Genomic DNA, 18,603 nt, shown 5'->3' with positions numbered 1-18,603 from the left:
TCAGGCGCTATTTCACATCGGCCTTGACGAATTGCCGGAGTTCAGGTGTTTGCGGATTGGCGAAGAGTTCTGCCGAGCGGCCCTGTTCCCAGATCTTACCCTTGTGCATGAAGATGGTTTCGGTCGCCACACGGCGTGCAAAGGCCATTTCATGGGTAACAAGGATCATGGTCATGCCGCCCTTGGCGAGGTTTTCCATGACCGTCAGCACTTCCTCCGTCAGTTCGGGATCGAGTGCAGAGGTAACCTCGTCGAACAGCATCACCTTCGGCCGCATGGCAAGCGAACGGGCAATCGCCACACGCTGCTGCTGTCCGCCGGAAAGCTGGTCGGGATAGGAATCGAATTTCTCCGACAGGCCGACGAGTTGCAGAACCTCGCGGGCAATGTCCTTCGTTTCCGACTTTGCCACGTCCTTGACGATACGCGGAGCGAGCATGATGTTTTCGCCGACCGTCAGATGCGGGAAAAGATTGTAGCTCTGGAACACGATACCGACATCGGTGCGCAGCTTGCGCAGCGCAGTGGCATCTCCGCCCAGCGCATGGCCGGCGATTTCGATGCGGCCCGAATTGATCTTCTCCAACCCGTTCATGCAGCGCAGCAGCGTGCTCTTGCCCGAGCCGGAGCGGCCGATGAGGGCGAAAACTTCACCACGGCCGACCGTCAGCGACACGCCTTTGAGGACTTCCAGAGCGCCAAAGCTCTTGTGAACGTTTTCAACGATTACTTCCGGCATGAAGCCTCCTTTCCAGCCAACGAGATAGCTGGGACAACGGGTAGCAGACGATGAAATAAAGCACGGCCACCGCGACGAAGACGCGGAACGGCTGGAACGTGGCATTGTTGATAAGCTGCCCCGCTCTCGCCAGTTCGACGAAACCGATGATCGATGCGATGGACGTATTCTTGACGACCTGAACGGCAAAACCGACGGTCGGCGGCAGGGAAATGCGGATCGCCTGCGGCAGGATGACGTAGCGATATTGCTGGGCGCGGGTGAGAGCCAGCGACTCCGACGCCTCCCATTGCTGCTTCGGCACCGCCTGGATGCAGCCGCGCCAGATTTCGGCGAGATAACCCGACGTATAGATCGTCATCGATGCGCCGGCGGCAATCAGCGGTGGCAGTTCAAGTCCGGCAAGGCTTAGGCCGTAATAGGACAGGAACAGGATCATCAGCACCGGAATGCCCTGGATGACCTGGATATAGGTGCCGGCAGCGATACGCAGCGCCTTCAGATCCGAGGTGCGGGCAAGCGCCACGAAGAAACCGACGAGGCCGCCGCCGATGAGCGCAATGATCGTCAGAAGCACGGTCCATTGCAGAGCGGTGAGCAGGAAGCCGAACTCGTTCCAGCCGAAAGTTCTGAGTGTCATGACTGCACCTCCGGCAAGGCGGTCATCGTCTTGCGCGCCACGCGGCGGCCGAACAGCCACATGCCGACAAGGGCAAGGATGAGCCGCAGGCTGAGCGCCAGCGCAAGATAGATGAGCGTGACGACGATATAGACCTCGAAGGAGCGATAGGTCTGCGATTCCACGAAGGCAGCGGCGGCCGCAAGCTCATGCGTGGAGATGGCCGAACATATGCTCGATGCCAGCATCATCAGCACGAACTGGCTGCACAGCGACGGATAGACCTTGGCGATGGCAGGCACGATGATGACATGACGATAGATCTGATATTTGGTGAAGCCCAGAGCCTCGCCCGCCTCGATCTGCGACTTGTGCACCGCCTCGATGCCGGCGCGGATGATTTCCGTGGAATAGGCGGCAAGATTGATCGTCATGCCGATCAGCGCTGCCGTATCGGCTCCAACGCGAAAGCCGAGCCCCGGCAGACCGAAATAGACGATGAAAAGCTGCACCAGAAATGGTGTGTTGCGGATCACCTCAACATAGCCGTCCACGATGATGCGGACGATGCCGCCATTGATGGAACGCAGCGAGGCTAAAAGAATGCCGAAAGCGCAACCGAGCACGATGGAGAGGACCGATAGCTTGATCGTCAGCCATATGCCGCTCAACAATTCGTTCTGATATTGGGCAAGTGCGCCGAATTGAAATGTATAGGACATGCGTCACTCCGTGGACATTTCCCGGCCCGCCGGAATTTCTCCCGGCGGGCGCGTTGAATGGCTCAATCAGAAGCTTGGCAGTTGCGGCAGCGGACGGCCGGTCCACTTCACCGAGATGCGGTCGAGATCGCCCGACATCTTCATGAGATAGATGGAGGTGTTCAGCCACTGACGCAGCTCGAAATCCTCAATCTTCGTCGCCATGGAATTGCCCTGCTGGAAGAAGGTGAAACCGACCTGCAGACCGGCTTCCGGACGCTGCTTGATGATCGCCTCACCCACCGTGGACGGCAGGGCGACGGCATCCACCTGACCGGCAAGCAGAGCCTGGGCGCTGGTGGAATCGTCTTCGTAGACGACGATTTCGAGACCTTCGACATTGGCCTTGCGCAGCGCGGTTTCCTGCGAGGAACCGCGATTGACCGAAACGCGCTTGCCCTTGAGGCTATCAAGATTTTCGAATTTCTGGTCCTTGCCGGAGATGATGTCCATGTTGAAGGCGCTGTAGGGCTGCGTGAACATGACGGTCTTGGCGCGTTCACCGGTCGGGGCGAGCGTCGCGACAAGGAAATCGACCTTGCCGGTCTGGAGCGCCGGAATGCGGGCCGGCGGCGTCAGCGGCACCAGTTCGACCGGCAGCGACAGGTAAGAGCCGATCAGATTGGCGACATCAACGTCATATCCGGAAGGATTGCCCTTCTCATCCACCATACCCATCGGCGGCGCGCCGGTGAGAACGCCGATCTTGACCTTGCCGCGCGCGGTGATCTCGCTGAGCGAGACGGCATGGGCCGAAGTGGTCGCGGCAAGCGTTGCTGCGGCAACACCGACTGCGACGGTCATGTTCTTCAAAAATCTGGAAATGCTCATGGTTTCTCCTCCAACCCTTTATTTGCCGTCCGCACGGGAACAGCGGCCTTTGCGCAAACCGAAAAATGTTCTCGATAACATTTCAACCCGATTTGCAAAAAACTCCTCCCAAGAATACGCGAAGATCCAAAACTGTTAGAATTCCCTATGAAATTCAATGATTTTGGCTGGTTATCGATTTTCCTCTGGTCGACACCATTTCGCGTTCTTGGCAGGATCAATAATGCATGTTATCGGTATCATTGCAAGTCCGATCTACAGAACTGTTGCATCGGGCATTCATTCGGGAGGGAACCATGTATACACGCTCGGCAATTTTTGAAGGCAAGATCCACGCCGGTCGGGAGGAGGAGTTTTTCCGCATTGTCGAGGAAAAGCTTCTGCCGGTCTGGAAACGCATGCCGAACGCGCAGGCCGTGCGCGTCATGCGCACCGAGCGTACGGACCCGGACGCGGCGGCCATCATTATGGTGCAGGAAATCGACTATCCGTCGATTGAGGCTGTGGAAGAAGCGCTGGTTTCGCCGGTCAGACTGGAAGGCCGGGTGCTGACGGACGAGATGATGAGCATGTGCGACGGGCGTTTCTATCACCTCGTCTACCGTCGCATCGCATAAATCCGGTGCACGCCGCACCGATCTGCAATCATGCGGCGTGCTTTCCCTTGATATCTTCGTGTATGTCTTGTCCTGAACCGGTTCTAATTCAGGGAGACATGCTTTGGTGGAGCGCACGCCCTTGGCCGCAGCGTTAGTCACGTCAAAAAAAGCAACCATGAGCGACGTCTCGAAACTCGCGGGCGTCTCCAAGATGACCGTTTCGCGGGTGCTGGCCGATCCGGCGCTGGTGTCTGAGGACACGCGCCAGAAGGTGATGAAGGCCATCGAGAAGCTGGGCTATGTTCCAGATAGAATCGCCGGTTCGCTGTCTTCCCGGCGCACCAATTTCATCACAGCCATCCTGCCGACGCTCACTAACTCCAACTTCGCCGACAGCGCACAGGGGCTCGCCAATGCTCTGCGCGCCGCCGACTATCAACTGCTGATCGGCTATACCATGTACGATCTCCAGGAGGAGGAGCGCGTCATCCGCACCATGATGGAGCGCCGGCCCGACGCCATAGTCGTTGCCGGAACGGTGCATACCAAGATGGCGAGCGAAGTTTTGATGCGCGCCGGCATCCCGATTGTCGAAATCTGGGACGTTCCCGAACATCCCATCGACCATGCGGTAGGCTTTTCCAACTACGAAGTGGGAAGAAACGCCGCCAAATATTTAATATCGCTTGGATTTAAGAGAATTGGCGCACTGGGATCGCGTGCGGATGGCGATGTAAAAGACTGGCGCGGCGAAAGCCGTCTGCTCGGTTTTGGTGCTGCACTTCGCGAAGCCGGCATTGCCGACGACCTTATCATCCGCGAGGGCAGCGCCCCAGTCTCCTACGACCATGGGGCCAAAACGCTCGGCTCGTTGCTGGCGAAGGCGCCGGATGTCGAAGGCATTTTCGCGGTCTCCGATATTTCCGCCGTCGGCGCACTGATGGAGTGTCATCGTCGCGGCATTCGCGTTCCCGAACAGATTTCCATCCTCGGCTTCGGCGATTTCGACATCGGCCGGCAATGTTATCCGGCGATTTCAACGATCCGTGTAGACGCCCAGATGATCGGCCGCAAAGCGGGCGAATTGCTGCTTTCCATATTGGAAGCGGAAAAAGGCGCTGCCGTTCCCGAAGGTGCGCGGGTGGATGTCGGGTTCGAGTTGATCGTGCGCGAGACGACGAAGCGGGTGGGCGGGTGAGGCGTTCCCTCCCTCATCCCTGTGCTGGTCACAGGGATGAGGGAAGTACGGTGTATCGTCCTTATCGAGCGCCCCAAGTGTCCGTCAGACGATATCCTTCCGGCCACGGATCGGAAGGATCAAGCATGTGCTGGTGAATGCCGGTGATCCAGCCGCGGCCGGAAATTTCCGGCAGGATGGCCGGGCGGTCGCCCACCGTTGTCGTTCCCAGAATGCGACCGGTAAAGGTGGAACCGATGAGCGACACGGCCGTCAGCGTCTGGCCTTCTTTCATCTCACCGCGTGCATGCAGCACCGCCATGCGGGCCGAAAGCGCCGTACCGGTCGGTGAGCGATCCACCTTGCCCGGCTGGATGGCAACGGCGGCACCTGCCCGCAGGCCCTCAGCGGTGCGCTCCACCTTGCCCGCAAACAGGCAGAAGGAAAAATGACGCCAATCCGGGTTTTCGGGATGCTCGAAACCCAGAGCCTTGTTGGCCGCATTGGTGATGCGCACGCCGAGACGGGCAATCTCATGCGCTTCGTCCGGCTTCAGGCTGAAGCCCATCGCCTCGGCGTCGACGATGACGAAACTGTCGCCGCCATAGGCCGTATCCACCTTCAACGTACCGAGACCCTCGACCTCAAGCTCTACATCGAGCTTCGCGGCAAAGCTCGGCAGGTTCTGCACGAAAATGCGTTCGGCCTTGCCATTGCGGCATTCGGCACGCACCTTCACAAGCCCGCCCGGCGCTTCAAGCAGCATATGGGTTTCCGGCTCCTGCATTGGCACGATACCGCCATCCAGAAGCACGGTGGAAACGCAGATGGAGTTGGAGCCCGACATGGGCGGGGTATCTTCCGGCTCCATGATGATGAAGGCAGCATCCGCGTCAGGATGTTTTGGCGGCACCAGAAGATTGACGTGGCGGAACACGCCACCGCGCGGCTCGTTGAGCACGAAATTGCGCAGGGTCTCATCGCGGGCGATGAAACGGCTCTGTTCCCAGATCGTCTCGCCCGGCGGCGGCCTGACGCCGCCCACGATCACATCACCCACCTCGCCTTCCGCATGGGCGGAGATGACGTGAACTGTCTTGATACTGCGCATTTTGTGCTCCTCAGGAAAGCCAGGATGGAAGACGGGAAATAGCACGACCGGTCAGTGCGCTTTCAACACAGTCGGCAAGGCTGCCGAAACGCACCGCCCGGCCGCTGAGGCCAGGACCGTAGTGGGCGTACTTGCCCGAATTGGTCATCAGCGCCCGCGTCCTGGTCGGAAAGACCGGTTCGGAAATCGAGCACCAGCACAGATCAGGCAGTACCTGGACGCCGCTGTCATGCAGGCTTTGCAGGGTGCCGTCCCGTTCTGCTGCGTCGATGACCTGCTGTCCGGCAGTGACGATGACGGCAACATTTGCATCACGCCTGCGTCCGTTGAAGGCGGACGCCAGCGCGCGGCATTCCTCCAGCGAGGCATGCGGGCTGCCGATGGCAACCAGTTGCACATCCTCTGGTCCCTCATTCAGAAGCGACCAGCCTGCGGCCATATCAGCAAGCGAAACTGTGACGGTTTCCGCCGTTTCGACCGGCTCCAGTCCCGCTTCCGGGGTGACGCCCTCGATATGCAGCATGGGAGCCGCAGACGTGGTGCCGAAAGCGGCGCAGAGCGCCTTCAGATCATCCCGAGAAGGCTTTGCTGCGCCAAGACCGCGCAGAAGCGGAATGCAATCGGGGGCTGCCTTGCCAGCGAGATAACCGATGAGCGGCCAGAAGGCGTCATTGATATCCTCAGGCAAAGCGACATCGACAATGCGTTGCGGTCGGCGGTTTTCCTCAAGATAGACGCCGGACAATGGCGCCCTGCCCGTCAAGGCAATGCAGAGATCGAGAAAATCCGGATGTTTAGCCGTGCGTGCGCCGAGAACCGTATTTGCGAAAATCACGGCATTCGATTCGGCCCAGGCGATCATGTCGCCGGCCTGCGGCGCGCTGTCGAGCAGATATGGCGAACAGGTGAAGGTGGGGCGACAGCCCATGCGTACATAGGCATCTGCCAGCCTTGCGGCGGGATCGCCGAAATCCTCCGGCACGCCCTGCGCGCGCCAATGCGCCTTGTCCACCGAGATGGCGTTCATGGTCGTCGGCACGCGCACGCTTGCGCCCATCTCCGCCATCTTCTCTGCAAAGGTGAGATTGGCGGGGCTGGCATAAATGCAGCCGTCAATATGACCCTGCGTAACATCAACGAGCGCTGACGCCCCCTGCTGGGCGGCCATGGCGACAATGATGCGCATGGCCTGCTGCACGGCAATGCCGTCGCGGCCCTCGAGCATTGCACTGTCGTCATTCTTGAGATCGAGATGCGTCGTCGCAGGCGGCGCGATCGCGAGGGAAACGCCGTCAGCCTCAATGGTATTTTCATCGATACGCACATGAGAGGCTTGGGAGAGCCGCTCGAAATTCTCCGCGTCCAGGCGCACTACCGGCAAAGGCTTGCCGAACATTTCCGAAGCGATCAGCGCGCCGAGCGTCAGCACGTCTTCGGCCTCGCAGAAGACAAGCGCTGAGGGTGCGCGGCCCGTCAGGATGAGATCGAGCAAAACGCCCGAACCGGTGCAGGAGCCACGGCTTGACGGCATGAACAGCACACCGCCGGTGAGACAGACGCCATGCAGCGGGTGGTGCACGTCAATCACCTTGCCGGTGGCGGGATCGACACCGCCCCAGAAACTCAGCGCCTCTGTCGTGGCGATCACCACGCCTTCAGCCGCGCCCGGCAGGATGCTGCGCGCCTGAGGAACGGCTGTTGTCGAACCGGAAGAAGACATCGAAAATCTCCCCAAAAGCATTTCCAGTAAAAGTGCGTAGCGGTTTTGCGTCTGGAAAATGCGTAAAAAAAACTAGAGAATTTTTGCGTATCGGAGAAAAGCCAAAATTCTCTAGAAACGTTGTGGCGAAAATGCCCTTGTATCGATGGCGGGTTTTTGCCCCGTCAGTAGATCGGCGACGATACGGGCCGTGCCGGCCGATTGCGTCAGCCCCAGATGGCCGTGACCGAAAGCATAGACCACCCGCGCCGTGTGGCGCGCCGCACCAATCGCCGGCAGGCTGTCGGGCAGCGACGGGCGAAAACCCATCCATTGCTTGCCGCCTTCGGTTTTCAGGCCTGGCAGAAAACTTGCCGCCTTGGCGAGAAGCGCCTCGGAGCGGGCGAAATTGGCCGGAAGCTCGAGCCCGCCCAGCTCCACTGCACCGCCGACGCGAATGCCGGTCGAAAGCCGCGTGACAACGAAACCATGACCGCCGAAGGTCACCTGCGTGCGCAGATCGAAGGCGCCTGAAGGCAGGGTGGTATTATACCCCCGTTCCGTTTCCAGCGGAATTTTTTCCCCAAGCGAACGGGCAATGCGATGCGAAAATGCGCCCGCCGCCAGCACCACCTTGCCGGCCTTGCGAGTGCGCCCGTCATGGCTCACCACTTCCACACCGTCTTCCAGCGGCCTGAGCGCTGCGATGTCGAGACGTTCGATACGACCGCCGATGCTGCGGAAATGCTCGGCAAGAGCCAGCGTATAGAGCTTCGGGTCGGCGATGGAATGCCAGCCGGGCGTGAAGGTGCCGCAGGTGAAACGCGGTGCGATGCCGGGCTGTATCTCGGCCATCTGCTCGGCATTGAGGTGCCGGAACTCGATGCCATGACGCTCGCGCGCCTTCCAGCCGGCAAGCGAGCCTTCGAATTCGGCTTCGCTTTCATAGACCTGGAGATTGCCCTCCTTGCGCAGCATGGCAATCGTGTCGGTTCTCCTGAGAAACGGCTCAAGTTCAGATTTCGACAGGTCCATCAGCGCCGTCTGGGCGGCGGTGGAATGTTCAACCTTCGAGGCGGCACAGGCGCGCCAGAACCGGAACATCCATGGTGCAATCTTCAGCGCATAGGCAGGCGGTACGCTGAGCGGCCCGAGCGGGTCGAGAAGCCACTTTGGCGCTTTCCAGAGAATGCCGGGGGATGCGAGCGGCAGGATATCGGTGAAGGCGAAGGCACCGGCGTTACCGGCGGAAGCGCCGGCCGCCGGGCCTTCGCGATCGATAACCGTGACCGAAAGGCCGCGTCCCTGCGCGGCAATAGCTGCCGAGAGGCCGACAACGCCGGCCCCTATGACGATGACATTGTTTGCAGACATTACCGCACGCTCGACAGGAATTTCTGCGTCTCGGGGTGCTGCGGCGCGCCGAAAAGCTGATCCGGCGTGCCGATTTCCGCCATCACGCCCTGATGGAAAAAGGCGACACGGTTCGACACATCGCGGGCGAAGGCCATTTCATGGGTGACGCAGATCATCGTCATGCCCTCGTCGGCCAGCATTTTCAGCGTATCGAGCACTTCGCCCACCAGCATCGGATCGAGCGCTGAGGTGACTTCGTCGAACAGCATATATTCCGGCGACATGGCAAGAGCGCGGGCAATCGCCATACGCTGCTGCTGACCGCCAGACATGCGGTTCGGATAGACCTTCAGCTTTTCGGCAAGACCGACATGGGTCAGTTGCTTGACCGCGATTTCCTCGGCCTGCTCTTTCGAAATGCCAAGCACCTTGCGCGGCGCCAGCATGACGTTTTCAAGCACCGTCAGATGCGGAAAGGCATTCCATTGCTGGAAGACGATGCCGACCTTGCGACGCAGCTTGTTGAGGTCGGTCGATTTGGCATGAACCTCGGTGCCGTCGATGACGATCTTGCCGCTATCGATCGGCTCCAGGCCGTTGATGCAGGTCAGCAGCGTCGACTTGCCGGAGCCGGAACCACCGATGATAGTGACGACCTCGCCGTTGTTGACCGTCAGGTTGATCCCTTTCAGAACCTCCAGCGGGCCGAAGGATTTGCGGACGTTTTCGATCTCAATCATTGGGGGACCACCGTCTTTCGAGATACCCGCCGAAACGGGCGATGGGGAAGCTGATAAGGAAATAGATGGCGCCGCAGATCATGAGAATGGTCAGCGGTTCCTGCAGGCGGGTGACGAGGATCTGCGAGGCACGCAGAAGCTCGATAAGTCCGAGCCACAGCACGAGCGCCGAATCCTTCATGACGCCAAGTGTCAGGCCGATCCAGGCGGGCAACGACACGCGAGTTGCAAGCGGCAGCACGATGTAGCGCATGTCCTGCGACCAGGTCATGCCGAGCGAACGGCAGGCACGGCGCGTGTTCGACGGCACCGCTTCGATGCCGCCACGCACGATCTCGGTGCAGTAGGCCGCCGTATAAAGCGACAGAACCACGCATGAGGTGGTAAATGGCGGCCAGCCGAGCTTGGCGATCGACTGGAAGGCATTGCCAAGCACCAGCTGGATGAGGAGCGGCACGGAGCGGAAAACATCCAGCACGAAGGTCAGCGGCAGCGACCAATAGGCCCCGAGCTGGAAGCGGATGACACCGAAGATGATACCCATGAGGGTGCCAGCCGTCACGGCAACGGCGGTGACGGCAAGCGTCATCCCCGCGCCCTTGGCAAGGAAGGCAAGATCACTCCAGGTGAGAGCGGTTTCAAACATGGCGCACCTCTCTCAGTAACGAAACAGACGAGCGGCCAGCAATCTGGCGGCAAGCGTGACGATCTTGGCGATCACGTAATAGATGACCGCGGCAAGCGCGAAGAATTCGAAGGTGCGGAACGAACGGGCGTTCAAGGCCTGCGTGACACCGGCAAGATCCGTATTCATGCCGACGGTGACACCGAGCGAGGTCATCAGGATTGCCCAGACCATCTGGTTGGTGGCAGGCAGGAAGGCGACGGGCAGCATCTGCGGCATGATGATGAGGCGGAAGGTCTGCATCGACGTCATGCCGAGCGAACGGCCGGAGCGCGTTTGCGTATCCGGTATCGCCTTCAGCGCTCCACGGAAGTTCTCCGCAAGATAGCCCGCATTGTTGAAGGCGATGCCGGCCAGAAGTGCCGTATAGGGGCTGAGATGAATGCCGAAATTGCCAAGGCCGAAATGGGCCATGTAAATCTGGAACAGCGCCGGCGTGTTGCGGGCGATTTCCACCCAGACGGTGGCAATGGCACCCAATATCCGGTTACCGGAAAGCCGGAACAGGGTTAGCACGATGGCGCAGGAAAGACCGATCACCATCGACAGGACCGCGATCTGCAGCGTCACCAGCGCACCGTCCAGCAACTGCGGCAAAGCCTTCAGCGCCTGATTCCAGTGGAATGTATAATTGAACATAACCGTCTCACCTTTTCAGAAACGATCAACGGCGCGATCGATCCGACCGCGCCGTTTGGGAAAAGTTCCGATCAGCGATAGACGCCGTTGACGGTGAGCGAAGGAACTTCGCCGCCAACCCATTTTCCGTAAAGTTCGGCGTAACGGCCGGTGCGAACCTGCTGGTTGATGAACAGGTTCAGGTAATTGATGAAGCCATATTCATCGCGGTTGGTGAAGAGAGCGACATAATCGATGTCATAAGGTGCCTTGCCAACCACCGAGATGCCGGCAAATTTGCCGGTCTTGACGTTGGCCTGTGCAACGGTCGAGGTCGAAACGGTGGCGTCGATCTGGCCCTGGCTGAGCGCGAGGAACACATCGGCCTGCGTCTGGTAAGGACGGAACTCGCCTACGCCCCATTCCTTGACGGTCTTTTCGAGCGCAATGGCTTCAAACGTACCGGCAGTCGCGCCGACGGTCTTGCCCTTCATGTCCTCAAAGGACTTGACGCCGGACTTGTCGTTGGCGGTGACTGCCATCTCGAAGGCGAAGTAAGGCACGGTCATGCCAACCGTCTTGGCGCGCTCAAGCGTATCGGACGTGGAGGCAACGCCAACATCGACGCGGCCGGACATCAGCGCCGGAATACGTTCCGGGAAAGGTGTCTCGACGATTTCAGCCGTGACGCCGAGCGCCTTGGCGAGATCGTTGCAATAATCGACATCGAAGCCGATCGGGTTGTTGGCGTCATCACGCGCGCCCATGGGCGGGAAGTCGAGCACGACCGCACAGCGCAGCGTACCGGACGAAATGATGTCGTCAAGCTTGTCGGCCTTGGCCGGAGTAATAGCGAAAGTGGCGGCCAGCAGGCCGGCGACGATGACCGATTTTTTCATTGTTGATTTGCTCCCAGAATTGCTCTGCCATTGAAGGCGAGGTCACTATTTCCCCATGGAGGCGATAAATCAACATAAAAATACAATGAGTATACAAAAAGAATTTTTGCAGCAGCGAACAGTGCTACGGCAGCGAGCTTGCAATTCGGGACCGAAGAGCACGTGAAAATGACGCCCTGGTTGGGCAGTTCCGCCCTACTCTCATCCCGGCGCTTGTGGCAGGCATGGGCACCGGACGCAGAATGCCGAAAAGACAAGTTGCAATAGAATGACCGTTGTATACTTTATGTATTCAAAATGTGCGAGCCCAATATCGGAGGATTATGATGAGCGACAACACCACATTGACCATCGACGGGCTTTTTCAGCGGGTCGAAGCTATTTTCCGCAAGGCGGGGCTCAATGCCGTGCAGGCGGGAGCGCTTGCGCGGGTTATTGTTGCCGGTGAGCGCGACGCCTGCAAATCGCACGGCATCTACCGCATCGAAGGCGCCCTGCGCACCGTCAAGGCAGGCAAGGTTAAGCCCGATGCGATGCCGGAGGTGGCCGCAGACGACGGCACAGCGATCGTGAAAGTCAGCGCCAATGGCGGTTTTGCCAACCCCGCTTTCGAGCTTGGCCTGCCTGTTCTGGTGGAGCGGGCGAAACGCACCGGCATCGCCGCGCTCGTCATCAATGACTGTACGCATTTCTCGGCGCTCTGGCCGGAAGTCGAGGGGCTGACAGCGAACGGTCTAGCGGGTCTGGTCATGTGCCCGAGCTATTCCACCGTCGCCCCCACTGGCGGAACCAAGCCGCTGCTCGGCACCAACCCCTTCGCCTTCGGTTGGCCCCGTAAGAACACTTCACCCTATGTCTTTGATTTCGCGACATCTGTTGCGGCGCGCGGCGAGATAGAACTGCACCGTCGCGCGGGCAAATCTTTGCCTGAAGGCTGGGCCGTGGATGCCGACGGAAACCCGACGACCGACCCAGAGGCTGCGCTTGCCGGCGCCATGCTTCCGTTCGGCGGCCACAAGGGTTCGGCGATCGGCACCATGATCGAGCTTCTCGCGGGTATCATGATTGGTGACCTGACCAGCCCTGAAGTACTGGAGTATCTCGGAACCACAACGCTTGCGCCGTTCCATGGCGAGCTTATCGTCGCCTTTTCCCCGGAAGCCTTCGCCAAGGGCCGTCCGGGCGATCCTTTCCAGCGGGCGGAAATCCTGTTCGACGCCATTATCGGCCAAGGTGCCCGCCTGCCCTCCGGCCGCCGCTTCACTGCACGCGCCAAATCGGAAAGCGAAGGCATCACCTTGACCGCCGCCGAAATCGCCGGTCTCGACCGGCTGCTGGAACAGGGGATGGACGCCGTCTCCTGACATCAGTCCTTCGTCATGCCGAACCCAATCAGGCATGACGAAGGATATCTATCGAACCTCATAAAACGAAAAAAGGCCCGCAAATGCGGGCCTTTTTCACTGCAGAAAGTAATCAGGCAGCCTTGCAGGCCTGAACCGCACCCGGAAGCTTGCTCCAGTCGGCGTACCAGCTGTTGAACAGCTTGAACTGCGCCTCGACATAACCGCGCTGGCTGTCGCTGAGGGCATCGGTCTCGTTGAAGTGCAGCGTATATTCCTTGTCGCCCTTCAGCACCATCATGTGCTTGAAATAGAGAACCAGATCCGGGCCTTCATCGAAGGAGGAGAGGACGGCGAGCGCCTGCTCCAGTTCCAGCGCGCGGGCGCGGGCGTCCGCATCGCCCTTGGCGGCGGCCTGCGACAGCTTGCAGAGATGGATGACTTCCTTCGGCAGGACATTGCCGATGCCCGTGATCGCGCCGGTTGCGCCGCAATTGACGAAGCCGTGGACAACGGCAGTATCGACGCCGATCATCAGGGTGACTTCATCATCGCGGCTGGTGATGTTTTCAGCAGCGTAACGCATATCCGCCGGACCACCGAATTCCTTGAAGCCCACGAGGTTCTTGTGTTCCGCACGCAGCGCGAAGAAGAGATCGGCGCGGGTGGCGAAACCGTAATAGGGGCTGTTGTAGATGACAGCGGGCGTTTCGGGAGCGGCCGCAAGGATGGCCTTGAAATGCGCCTTCTGGGCAGCGATGACCGAGCCGCGCGAAAGAACACGCGGAATGACCATCAGGCCCTTTGCGCCAACCTTCTGGGCATGGGCGGCGTGCGCAACGGCAGATGCCGTGTTGACCGCGCCGGTGCCGACGATGACCGGAATGCCGGCTTTCACCAGACGTTCCACGCCTTCCATGCGCTGCTCATCGGAAAGAAGCGGCCAGTCGCCCATGGAACCGCAATACACGACGGCAGACATGCCATCGGCGATCAGCTCTTTGCCCTTGCGGACAAGCGCGTCGAAATCGGGGGTGCGATCATCTTTGCAGGGGGTCATCAAGGCGGGAATCACGCCGGAAAAAATGCTGGCCGTCATTACTAGCTCCTAAGGGACAGTTTTTCGGGAATGGACGCACCTCCGCGCCACCCTTTCAACAAGGACATTACAATCTTGTATTTTATTTGTCGACAAGAAATCGACAAGCTACAGATTTATTTCCAGCCGCTCATTGCGCACCAGTAGTTTCTGCACCTGCTGCACGATCTGTTCGGCATGCTCGCGGGCCAGTTTCTCGGACAGAACAGTGTCGCGCGCGGCGATCGCCGCTATGATCGCATCGTGATCGTCGACGAAACGTTTCGGCAGGCGATCATCATAGGACTGGTAATACAGCCGCAAGATGCGCCGTCCCTCATCCAGCAGACGCTTGAACAGACTGGTGAAATAGGGGTTGCGCCCGGCTTCGGCGATGGAAAGGTGCAGGGCCGCATTGGTGGAAATCATCGCCAGCGCGTCTTGCTCTTCCACCGCAATGGCAAATTCCGCATTATGGGCGCGGATGCCGGCCAGATCTTCCGGACGGTGATATTGGGCAGCAAGCTGGGTCGTCACCCGGTACATCAGCACCAGCGCATCGAAATAGGTATGCATATTGAGGAAATCGATGTTCGACACCATGGTCGAACGGTTCGGCAGCGTATCGATCAGCCCCTCGCCCGAGAGCCGCACCAGCGCTTCGCGAATGGGCGTGCGCGACATCTTGAACCGCTCGGCAAGCTGCACCTCATCGATTGGACTACCCGGTGGCAGAACCAGATCGAGAATCTCGTCGCGCAGCAGATCGTAGACCATCTTCACGCCGGAGCCACGCTTACGCTCGGCAGAAGCAATTATATCCGTCATAACCAAATCCCTCTTGTCGACATAAAGAGTACTATTATATTTTTTCCATATCAACGCCGCGTTGCAGCACCTGCCCCTCGAATGGCGGAATAATTGTTCAAAAACAACAAAAAGCCGTCACGAAAATTACCCGCGACGGCTTCAATAATTCAATTTGTGACATCGCTGCTTTTGTACAAAGCACCGCTTCGAGGTAGGGACCTCAGTTACGCAGGCCGGTGGCCACGACGGAAATCTTGAAAGCGCCGTCCAGCGTCGGATCGAAGGACGCGCCCATCACCACATCGGTCTCTTCGCTGACTGCCTCGCGCACAAGCGTCATCGCCTCGTCGATCTCGTAAAGCGTCAGGTCGTTACCGCCGGAAATCGACACAAGTGCGCCGCGTGCCTCCTTCAGCGACGGTTCGCCGAGCAGCGGGTTGGCGATGGCGGCTGCTGCCGCTTCCGAAGCGCGTTTTGGACCCTTGGCCTGCGCCGTGCCCATAAGCGCGCGTCCGCCATTCTTCATGACGTAACGCACATCGGCGAAGTCGAGATTGACCAGGCCTTCGCGCAGGATGAGATCGGTAATGCAGCGCACGCCGAGGGACAGGACCTTGTCCGCCGTCTTCAGGGCACTTTCAAAGGTCGTGCCGGCATCCGCAATACGCAGCAGGTTCTGGTTGGGAATGACGATGACGGTATCGGCGGTATTAAGCAGATTGGCGAAACCATATTCGGCAGCACGCATGCGGCGCGCGCCCTCGAAGCTGAACGGCAGGGTGACGACACCGACGGTCAAGATGTTCTTCGCACGGCACGCTTCCGCGATGACGGGCGCAGCACCGGTGCCGGTACCGCCGCCCATACCGGCGGTGATGAAGCACATGTCGTAACCGTTGAGGTGATCCATGATCTCGTCAAGCGAATCGATTGCCGCCTGCCGGCCAACCTCCGGATCAGCCCCGGCACCCAGCCCGCCTGTAAGTTCGGAGCTGAGTTGCACGAGCCTTGGCGCGTTGGTTTTCTTCAGCGCCTGCGCATCCGTGTTGGCGGCGATGAAATCAACGCCGCCGATGCCCTCGTCGATCATGTTGTTGATCGCGTTTCCGCCGCCGCCACCGACGCCGATAACAGCGATATTGGGCGTATTGCGGGCGATTGGAGCGCGCGGAGACTGGGTCATCGTCTTATTCTCTTTCTAAACTCATAGGGTCTCGCGCCGTTTTTTAACCGCGGCACGCGAATGATCGGCAACGTTCCTGCATGTCCTTCCTGGCGCGTGAAGGACGCTGTAACGCTTTGAATTTGCATGCAAGCCTTTGCCCCGCTTGCGGCTAAAGGCTTGTGCTCCAGGGGCGAAAGATGCGCTACGGCGACTGTCTCCGACCCCTTCCCCGGATGAAAACCAAACCGAATCAACTGCTTCGCTATCTAGAGGTGATAGCCGAAAAGCCGGTCCGTTTACACTGTATTCACCATGTTTATCTCACTTTGGAACGAGTTGCTTCGGCAGGTGTTTGCCTTCCGACCGCGCTAAAGCGCATGGAATGGAGGCAGTCATATGTCCGCATACATCCTGCAAAACGAACCGGGTTTCCGCACGGAACAACCGCGTGTGCTGATCGTGGAGGACGAATTTCTCATCGCGATGGATATCGAAGATTCCATTATGCAGGCGGAAGAGGAAGCTGACGTCATCGGCATCGCCAACCGGCTGGATCAGGCCGTGGCACTCGGCAGCCGCGCAGATATTGCCTTTGTCGACGTCAATCTCGCCGACGGCCAGACCGGCCCGGAGATCGGGAGGCGGCTTTCGCAGGATCACGGCGTCGTGGTGATCTTCATGACGGCAAATCCGGAAGTGGTGGTCAATCTCGGTATCGGCGCAGGCGTTATCGTAAAACCTGTGCCGCAGGACGCCGTGGAACAGTGCCTTTCCTACGCACTTGCCAAGCGCGCGGGCACGCGTGCCGTTACGCCCATCGGTATGATGGCTTTCGACTGAACCATTCTCGTGGAGATGAAAAGCGGGTTGCCTGAAAACGGCGCCCGGCGCTGAAAACAAAAAAGCCTGCCGCGGGAGGAGGTGCGGCAGGCTTTTTGAAAGATTGAACAGCGATATGGGAGGAAGAAACCGCTGTCCCCGGGGTAATCCTTGGGAGGAGGAGTAGGATCACCCGCCTTACCGAAAGGATGTGGGAGGAGGTACATCCGTTTCGATGATTTGAAGATATCATTTTTTTCTGCATTTCACAGACACAAGCTTGCACCTCAGACATGCATCAAACGCATGGCGATTTTTCCAAACCGAAACATCGATGCAACGGCTTGATTTGCGCCTTTGCACACCATGCCCCGTGGGAGACACAAGCGTCGACGGTTCGCCAAAAACAAAAACGCCCGCGAAGCGGGCGTTTAGTCATTCAAAAGCGGCAATAGCGCCTGATTACTTGCCGACGGCGGCGCGGGCGACGCTGTTGATCTGGCTACGGTCGATACCGAGATCGTGCAGTTCGCGGCTGCTCATGCGGCCCAGTTCGTTGACGGTCTGACGATACTTGCGCCAGTTATTAAAGCTGCGTGCTACGTTCATGACATTACCCTTTCAAGGTGTTGGCGACGTCAGTAACGTTTCGTTCCGGCGTCCTTTGATGTCCCTTATATGCGCCTTGTCGGGACCAAAGAACAGACAGAATAAGGCAGGCCACCCATGCGCTGAATGCAAGGGTCATCCTCCGAGGGGCGCGGAAAAACAGAAGTATGGCGTAAATTCAGTCATATCGGAGGCCGCTACCGGCACCACGTCGTCAGAACTTGTAGCGAACGCCAAACACATTGGCATTCGTCGCGCCCTTCATATTGCCCAGCGTCTTGCCGCCGCCGGAACGGTGGTGAAGCCGCCAGAAGAACTCCGTCGAGGATTCTTCGCTGAAGGAAACGTTGATTTCCGGGCCGAGGTAAAACAGGACATTGGCGTTGCCGTTGTCCTTGATTTCTTCTTGCCGCTCCCGCCCCGGCTGCGCATCCGAGACGAGGCTCAGACCCGCCGTGAAACTCGGCGAAACGAACAACCGTTCCCCGAGCCTGATCTTGTCATAACGCGCGACAGGCCCCGCCCAGACTTCACCGGTGAAACCCTTGCCAAACCTGACGGCAACGCCGATTTCACCGCCCAGTTTCACATTGCCGATGCGATAGGGATAGAACTGATAACCGCCACCCTGAATGGCGTTCTTCTCATAGTCGACCGGAATGAGTGCTGCGCTTTTCAACATGTCTTCTTTCGTTAAAACACCACCGAAACCAAATATCGCTTCACTCGTCTGCGAAGCCATATCCTCCGATGCGAGGGATGGTGTCGTGGCCAGTGCGATCATGGCCGTGAGTGACAGACGTCCTGCGATATTCATTTGCTACTCCTCAACAAAGCCCTCTTTTACCCAACCGTCCTCATAGGCATATTCCCGGAGGGCGAACATACCGTTACCGAACACAATTAATTCAACTCGTTCGCAAATGCTGGAAAACGGGCTAATGT

At 58.9% G+C, this 18,603-nt stretch carries 20 protein-coding genes; 4 read left to right on the top strand and 16 right to left on the bottom strand.

The features are described from left to right. Window positions 1-7 precede the first annotated feature (7 nt). From ACQZ6D_RS22590 to ACQZ6D_RS22575, 4 genes are all read right to left on the bottom strand, one after another. Window positions 8-739 carry an amino acid ABC transporter ATP-binding protein gene (locus tag ACQZ6D_RS22590; protein ID WP_004431334.1) on the bottom strand — a complete coding sequence of 244 codons (732 nt, stop codon included), beginning with the start codon at window positions 737-739 and terminating at the stop codon, window positions 8-10. Continuing rightward, the gene (locus ACQZ6D_RS22585) at window positions 720-1,379 is read right to left on the bottom strand and encodes an amino acid ABC transporter permease (RefSeq protein WP_003505666.1); all 660 of its coding nucleotides are present in this window, start codon (window positions 1,377-1,379) and stop codon (window positions 720-722) included. Before ACQZ6D_RS22585 ends, ACQZ6D_RS22590 begins: the two co-directional genes overlap by 20 nt. After that, window positions 1,376-2,080, bottom strand: coding sequence for an amino acid ABC transporter permease (locus ACQZ6D_RS22580; RefSeq protein WP_004431329.1), 705 nt, complete (start codon window positions 2,078-2,080; stop codon window positions 1,376-1,378). The genes ACQZ6D_RS22585 and ACQZ6D_RS22580 overlap by 4 nt, the downstream gene beginning before the upstream one ends. A 66-nt stretch (window positions 2,081-2,146) precedes the next feature. Further along, window positions 2,147-2,950 carry a transporter substrate-binding domain-containing protein gene (locus ACQZ6D_RS22575; RefSeq protein WP_004431321.1) on the bottom strand — a complete coding sequence of 268 codons (804 nt, stop codon included), beginning with the start codon at window positions 2,948-2,950 and terminating at the stop codon, window positions 2,147-2,149. A 296-nt stretch (window positions 2,951-3,246) separates the two neighbouring features. On the opposite strand from ACQZ6D_RS22575, the gene ACQZ6D_RS22570 reads away from it, so the two are divergent. Further along, the gene (locus ACQZ6D_RS22570) at window positions 3,247-3,567 is read left to right on the top strand and encodes a hypothetical protein (RefSeq protein WP_004431319.1); all 321 of its coding nucleotides are present in this window, start codon (window positions 3,247-3,249) and stop codon (window positions 3,565-3,567) included. Between the two features lie 157 nt (window positions 3,568-3,724). After that, on the top strand, window positions 3,725-4,747 hold the full coding sequence (locus ACQZ6D_RS22565) for a LacI family DNA-binding transcriptional regulator (protein ID WP_019566709.1): 1,023 nt from the start codon (window positions 3,725-3,727) through the stop codon (window positions 4,745-4,747). 61 nt (window positions 4,748-4,808) lie between these two features. Here the strand turns inward: ACQZ6D_RS22565 and ACQZ6D_RS22560 are convergent, their stop codons facing one another. The 7 genes from ACQZ6D_RS22560 to ACQZ6D_RS22530 all read right to left on the bottom strand — a co-directional run bounded on the left by ACQZ6D_RS22560 (window position 4,809) and on the right by ACQZ6D_RS22530 (window position 11,834). Further along, complete coding sequence (locus ACQZ6D_RS22560) at window positions 4,809-5,837, bottom strand: trans-3-hydroxy-L-proline dehydratase (RefSeq protein WP_025594919.1); 1,029 nt, start codon at window positions 5,835-5,837, stop codon at window positions 4,809-4,811. A 10-nt stretch (window positions 5,838-5,847) separates the two neighbouring features. Beyond that, window positions 5,848-7,557 carry a cis-3-hydroxy-L-proline dehydratase gene (lhpI, locus tag ACQZ6D_RS22555; RefSeq protein WP_448730038.1) on the bottom strand — a complete coding sequence of 570 codons (1,710 nt, stop codon included), beginning with the start codon at window positions 7,555-7,557 and terminating at the stop codon, window positions 5,848-5,850. 111 nt (window positions 7,558-7,668) lie between these two features. Continuing rightward, window positions 7,669-8,910, bottom strand: coding sequence for an NAD(P)/FAD-dependent oxidoreductase (locus ACQZ6D_RS22550; protein ID WP_025594922.1), 1,242 nt, complete (start codon window positions 8,908-8,910; stop codon window positions 7,669-7,671). Continuing rightward, window positions 8,910-9,632 carry an amino acid ABC transporter ATP-binding protein gene (locus ACQZ6D_RS22545; RefSeq protein WP_004431309.1) on the bottom strand — a complete coding sequence of 241 codons (723 nt, stop codon included), beginning with the start codon at window positions 9,630-9,632 and terminating at the stop codon, window positions 8,910-8,912. The genes ACQZ6D_RS22550 and ACQZ6D_RS22545 overlap by 1 nt, the downstream gene beginning before the upstream one ends. Further along, window positions 9,625-10,278, bottom strand: a complete 654-nt coding sequence (locus ACQZ6D_RS22540; RefSeq protein ID WP_004431304.1) for an amino acid ABC transporter permease — start codon at window positions 10,276-10,278, stop codon at window positions 9,625-9,627. Before ACQZ6D_RS22540 ends, ACQZ6D_RS22545 begins: the two co-directional genes overlap by 8 nt. 12 nt (window positions 10,279-10,290) lie before the next feature. Then, window positions 10,291-10,956 carry an amino acid ABC transporter permease gene (locus ACQZ6D_RS22535; protein WP_448730039.1) on the bottom strand — a complete coding sequence of 222 codons (666 nt, stop codon included), beginning with the start codon at window positions 10,954-10,956 and terminating at the stop codon, window positions 10,291-10,293. A 71-nt stretch (window positions 10,957-11,027) separates the two neighbouring features. Beyond that, window positions 11,028-11,834 carry an ABC transporter substrate-binding protein gene (locus ACQZ6D_RS22530; RefSeq protein WP_013761084.1) on the bottom strand — a complete coding sequence of 269 codons (807 nt, stop codon included), beginning with the start codon at window positions 11,832-11,834 and terminating at the stop codon, window positions 11,028-11,030. 326 nt (window positions 11,835-12,160) lie between these two features. Here ACQZ6D_RS22530 and ACQZ6D_RS22525 point away from each other — a divergent pair, with 326 nt between their 5' ends. Further along, complete coding sequence (locus ACQZ6D_RS22525; RefSeq protein WP_019566703.1) at window positions 12,161-13,198, top strand: Ldh family oxidoreductase; 1,038 nt, start codon at window positions 12,161-12,163, stop codon at window positions 13,196-13,198. Window positions 13,199-13,310: 112 nt separating this feature from the next. Here the strand turns inward: ACQZ6D_RS22525 and ACQZ6D_RS22520 are convergent, their stop codons facing one another. The 3 genes from ACQZ6D_RS22520 to ftsZ form a co-directional block, all read right to left on the bottom strand. Then, window positions 13,311-14,276 (bottom strand): dihydrodipicolinate synthase family protein, encoded by a 966-nt coding sequence (locus ACQZ6D_RS22520; protein ID WP_013761087.1) that lies wholly within the window; start codon window positions 14,274-14,276, stop codon window positions 13,311-13,313. Window positions 14,277-14,384: 108 nt separating this feature from the next. Beyond that, entirely contained in the window at window positions 14,385-15,083 is a 699-nt protein-coding gene (locus ACQZ6D_RS22515) for a GntR family transcriptional regulator (RefSeq protein ID WP_004431295.1), read from the bottom strand. Between the two features lie 202 nt (window positions 15,084-15,285). Further along, window positions 15,286-16,248 carry a cell division protein FtsZ gene (gene ftsZ, locus ACQZ6D_RS22510; protein ID WP_019566702.1) on the bottom strand — a complete coding sequence of 321 codons (963 nt, stop codon included), beginning with the start codon at window positions 16,246-16,248 and terminating at the stop codon, window positions 15,286-15,288. A 378-nt stretch (window positions 16,249-16,626) separates the two neighbouring features. On the opposite strand from ftsZ, the gene ACQZ6D_RS22505 reads away from it, so the two are divergent. Further along, complete coding sequence (locus ACQZ6D_RS22505) at window positions 16,627-17,070, top strand: response regulator (protein ID WP_004431292.1); 444 nt, start codon at window positions 16,627-16,629, stop codon at window positions 17,068-17,070. Window positions 17,071-17,511: 441 nt separating this feature from the next. Here the strand turns inward: ACQZ6D_RS22505 and ACQZ6D_RS22500 are convergent, their stop codons facing one another. Together ACQZ6D_RS22500 and ACQZ6D_RS22495 are read right to left on the bottom strand one after the other, a co-directional pair. After that, entirely contained in the window at window positions 17,512-17,658 is a 147-nt protein-coding gene (locus ACQZ6D_RS22500; protein WP_004431290.1) for a DUF1127 domain-containing protein, read from the bottom strand. A 214-nt stretch (window positions 17,659-17,872) separates the two neighbouring features. Next, window positions 17,873-18,475 carry a hypothetical protein gene (locus ACQZ6D_RS22495; RefSeq protein WP_173995269.1) on the bottom strand — a complete coding sequence of 201 codons (603 nt, stop codon included), beginning with the start codon at window positions 18,473-18,475 and terminating at the stop codon, window positions 17,873-17,875. Between the last annotated feature and the right edge of the window lie 128 nt (window positions 18,476-18,603).

The organism is Agrobacterium sp. 22-3639C2 (assembly GCF_053522105.1).
This window is presented reverse-complemented; position numbering and strand designations above follow the sequence as displayed.

What these genes read in the sequence shown, in the direction of transcription:
- ACQZ6D_RS22520 (WP_013761087.1), bottom strand. Translation starts at nt 14,276, where the DNA reads ATGACGGCCAGCATTTTTTCCGGCGTGATTCCCGCCTTGATGACCCCC.
- ACQZ6D_RS22545 (WP_004431309.1), bottom strand. Translation starts at nt 9,632, where the DNA reads ATGATTGAGATCGAAAACGTCCGCAAATCCTTCGGCCCGCTGGAGGTT.
- ACQZ6D_RS22500 (WP_004431290.1), bottom strand. Translation starts at nt 17,658, where the DNA reads ATGAACGTAGCACGCAGCTTTAATAACTGGCGCAAGTATCGTCAGACC.
- ACQZ6D_RS22575 (WP_004431321.1), bottom strand. Translation starts at nt 2,950, where the DNA reads ATGAGCATTTCCAGATTTTTGAAGAACATGACCGTCGCAGTCGGTGTT.
- ACQZ6D_RS22530 (WP_013761084.1), bottom strand. Translation starts at nt 11,834, where the DNA reads ATGAAAAAATCGGTCATCGTCGCCGGCCTGCTGGCCGCCACTTTCGCT.
- ACQZ6D_RS22515 (WP_004431295.1), bottom strand. Translation starts at nt 15,083, where the DNA reads ATGACGGATATAATTGCTTCTGCCGAGCGTAAGCGTGGCTCCGGCGTG.
- ACQZ6D_RS22540 (WP_004431304.1), bottom strand. Translation starts at nt 10,278, where the DNA reads ATGTTTGAAACCGCTCTCACCTGGAGTGATCTTGCCTTCCTTGCCAAG.
- ACQZ6D_RS22580 (WP_004431329.1), bottom strand. Translation starts at nt 2,080, where the DNA reads ATGTCCTATACATTTCAATTCGGCGCACTTGCCCAATATCAGAACGAA.
- ACQZ6D_RS22570 (WP_004431319.1), top strand. Translation starts at nt 3,247, where the DNA reads ATGTATACACGCTCGGCAATTTTTGAAGGCAAGATCCACGCCGGTCGG.
- ACQZ6D_RS22585 (WP_003505666.1), bottom strand. Translation starts at nt 1,379, where the DNA reads ATGACACTCAGAACTTTCGGCTGGAACGAGTTCGGCTTCCTGCTCACC.
- ACQZ6D_RS22535 (WP_448730039.1), bottom strand. Translation starts at nt 10,956, where the DNA reads ATGTTCAATTATACATTCCACTGGAATCAGGCGCTGAAGGCTTTGCCG.
- ACQZ6D_RS22505 (WP_004431292.1), top strand. Translation starts at nt 16,627, where the DNA reads ATGTCCGCATACATCCTGCAAAACGAACCGGGTTTCCGCACGGAACAA.
- ACQZ6D_RS22495 (WP_173995269.1), bottom strand. Translation starts at nt 18,475, where the DNA reads ATGAATATCGCAGGACGTCTGTCACTCACGGCCATGATCGCACTGGCC.
- ACQZ6D_RS22560 (WP_025594919.1), bottom strand. Translation starts at nt 5,837, where the DNA reads ATGCGCAGTATCAAGACAGTTCACGTCATCTCCGCCCATGCGGAAGGC.
- ACQZ6D_RS22550 (WP_025594922.1), bottom strand. Translation starts at nt 8,910, where the DNA reads ATGTCTGCAAACAATGTCATCGTCATAGGGGCCGGCGTTGTCGGCCTC.
- ACQZ6D_RS22525 (WP_019566703.1), top strand. Translation starts at nt 12,161, where the DNA reads ATGAGCGACAACACCACATTGACCATCGACGGGCTTTTTCAGCGGGTC.
- ftsZ (WP_019566702.1), bottom strand. Translation starts at nt 16,248, where the DNA reads ATGACCCAGTCTCCGCGCGCTCCAATCGCCCGCAATACGCCCAATATC.
- ACQZ6D_RS22590 (WP_004431334.1), bottom strand. Translation starts at nt 739, where the DNA reads ATGCCGGAAGTAATCGTTGAAAACGTTCACAAGAGCTTTGGCGCTCTG.
- ACQZ6D_RS22565 (WP_019566709.1), top strand. Translation starts at nt 3,725, where the DNA reads ATGAGCGACGTCTCGAAACTCGCGGGCGTCTCCAAGATGACCGTTTCG.
- lhpI (WP_448730038.1), bottom strand. Translation starts at nt 7,557, where the DNA reads ATGTCTTCTTCCGGTTCGACAACAGCCGTTCCTCAGGCGCGCAGCATC.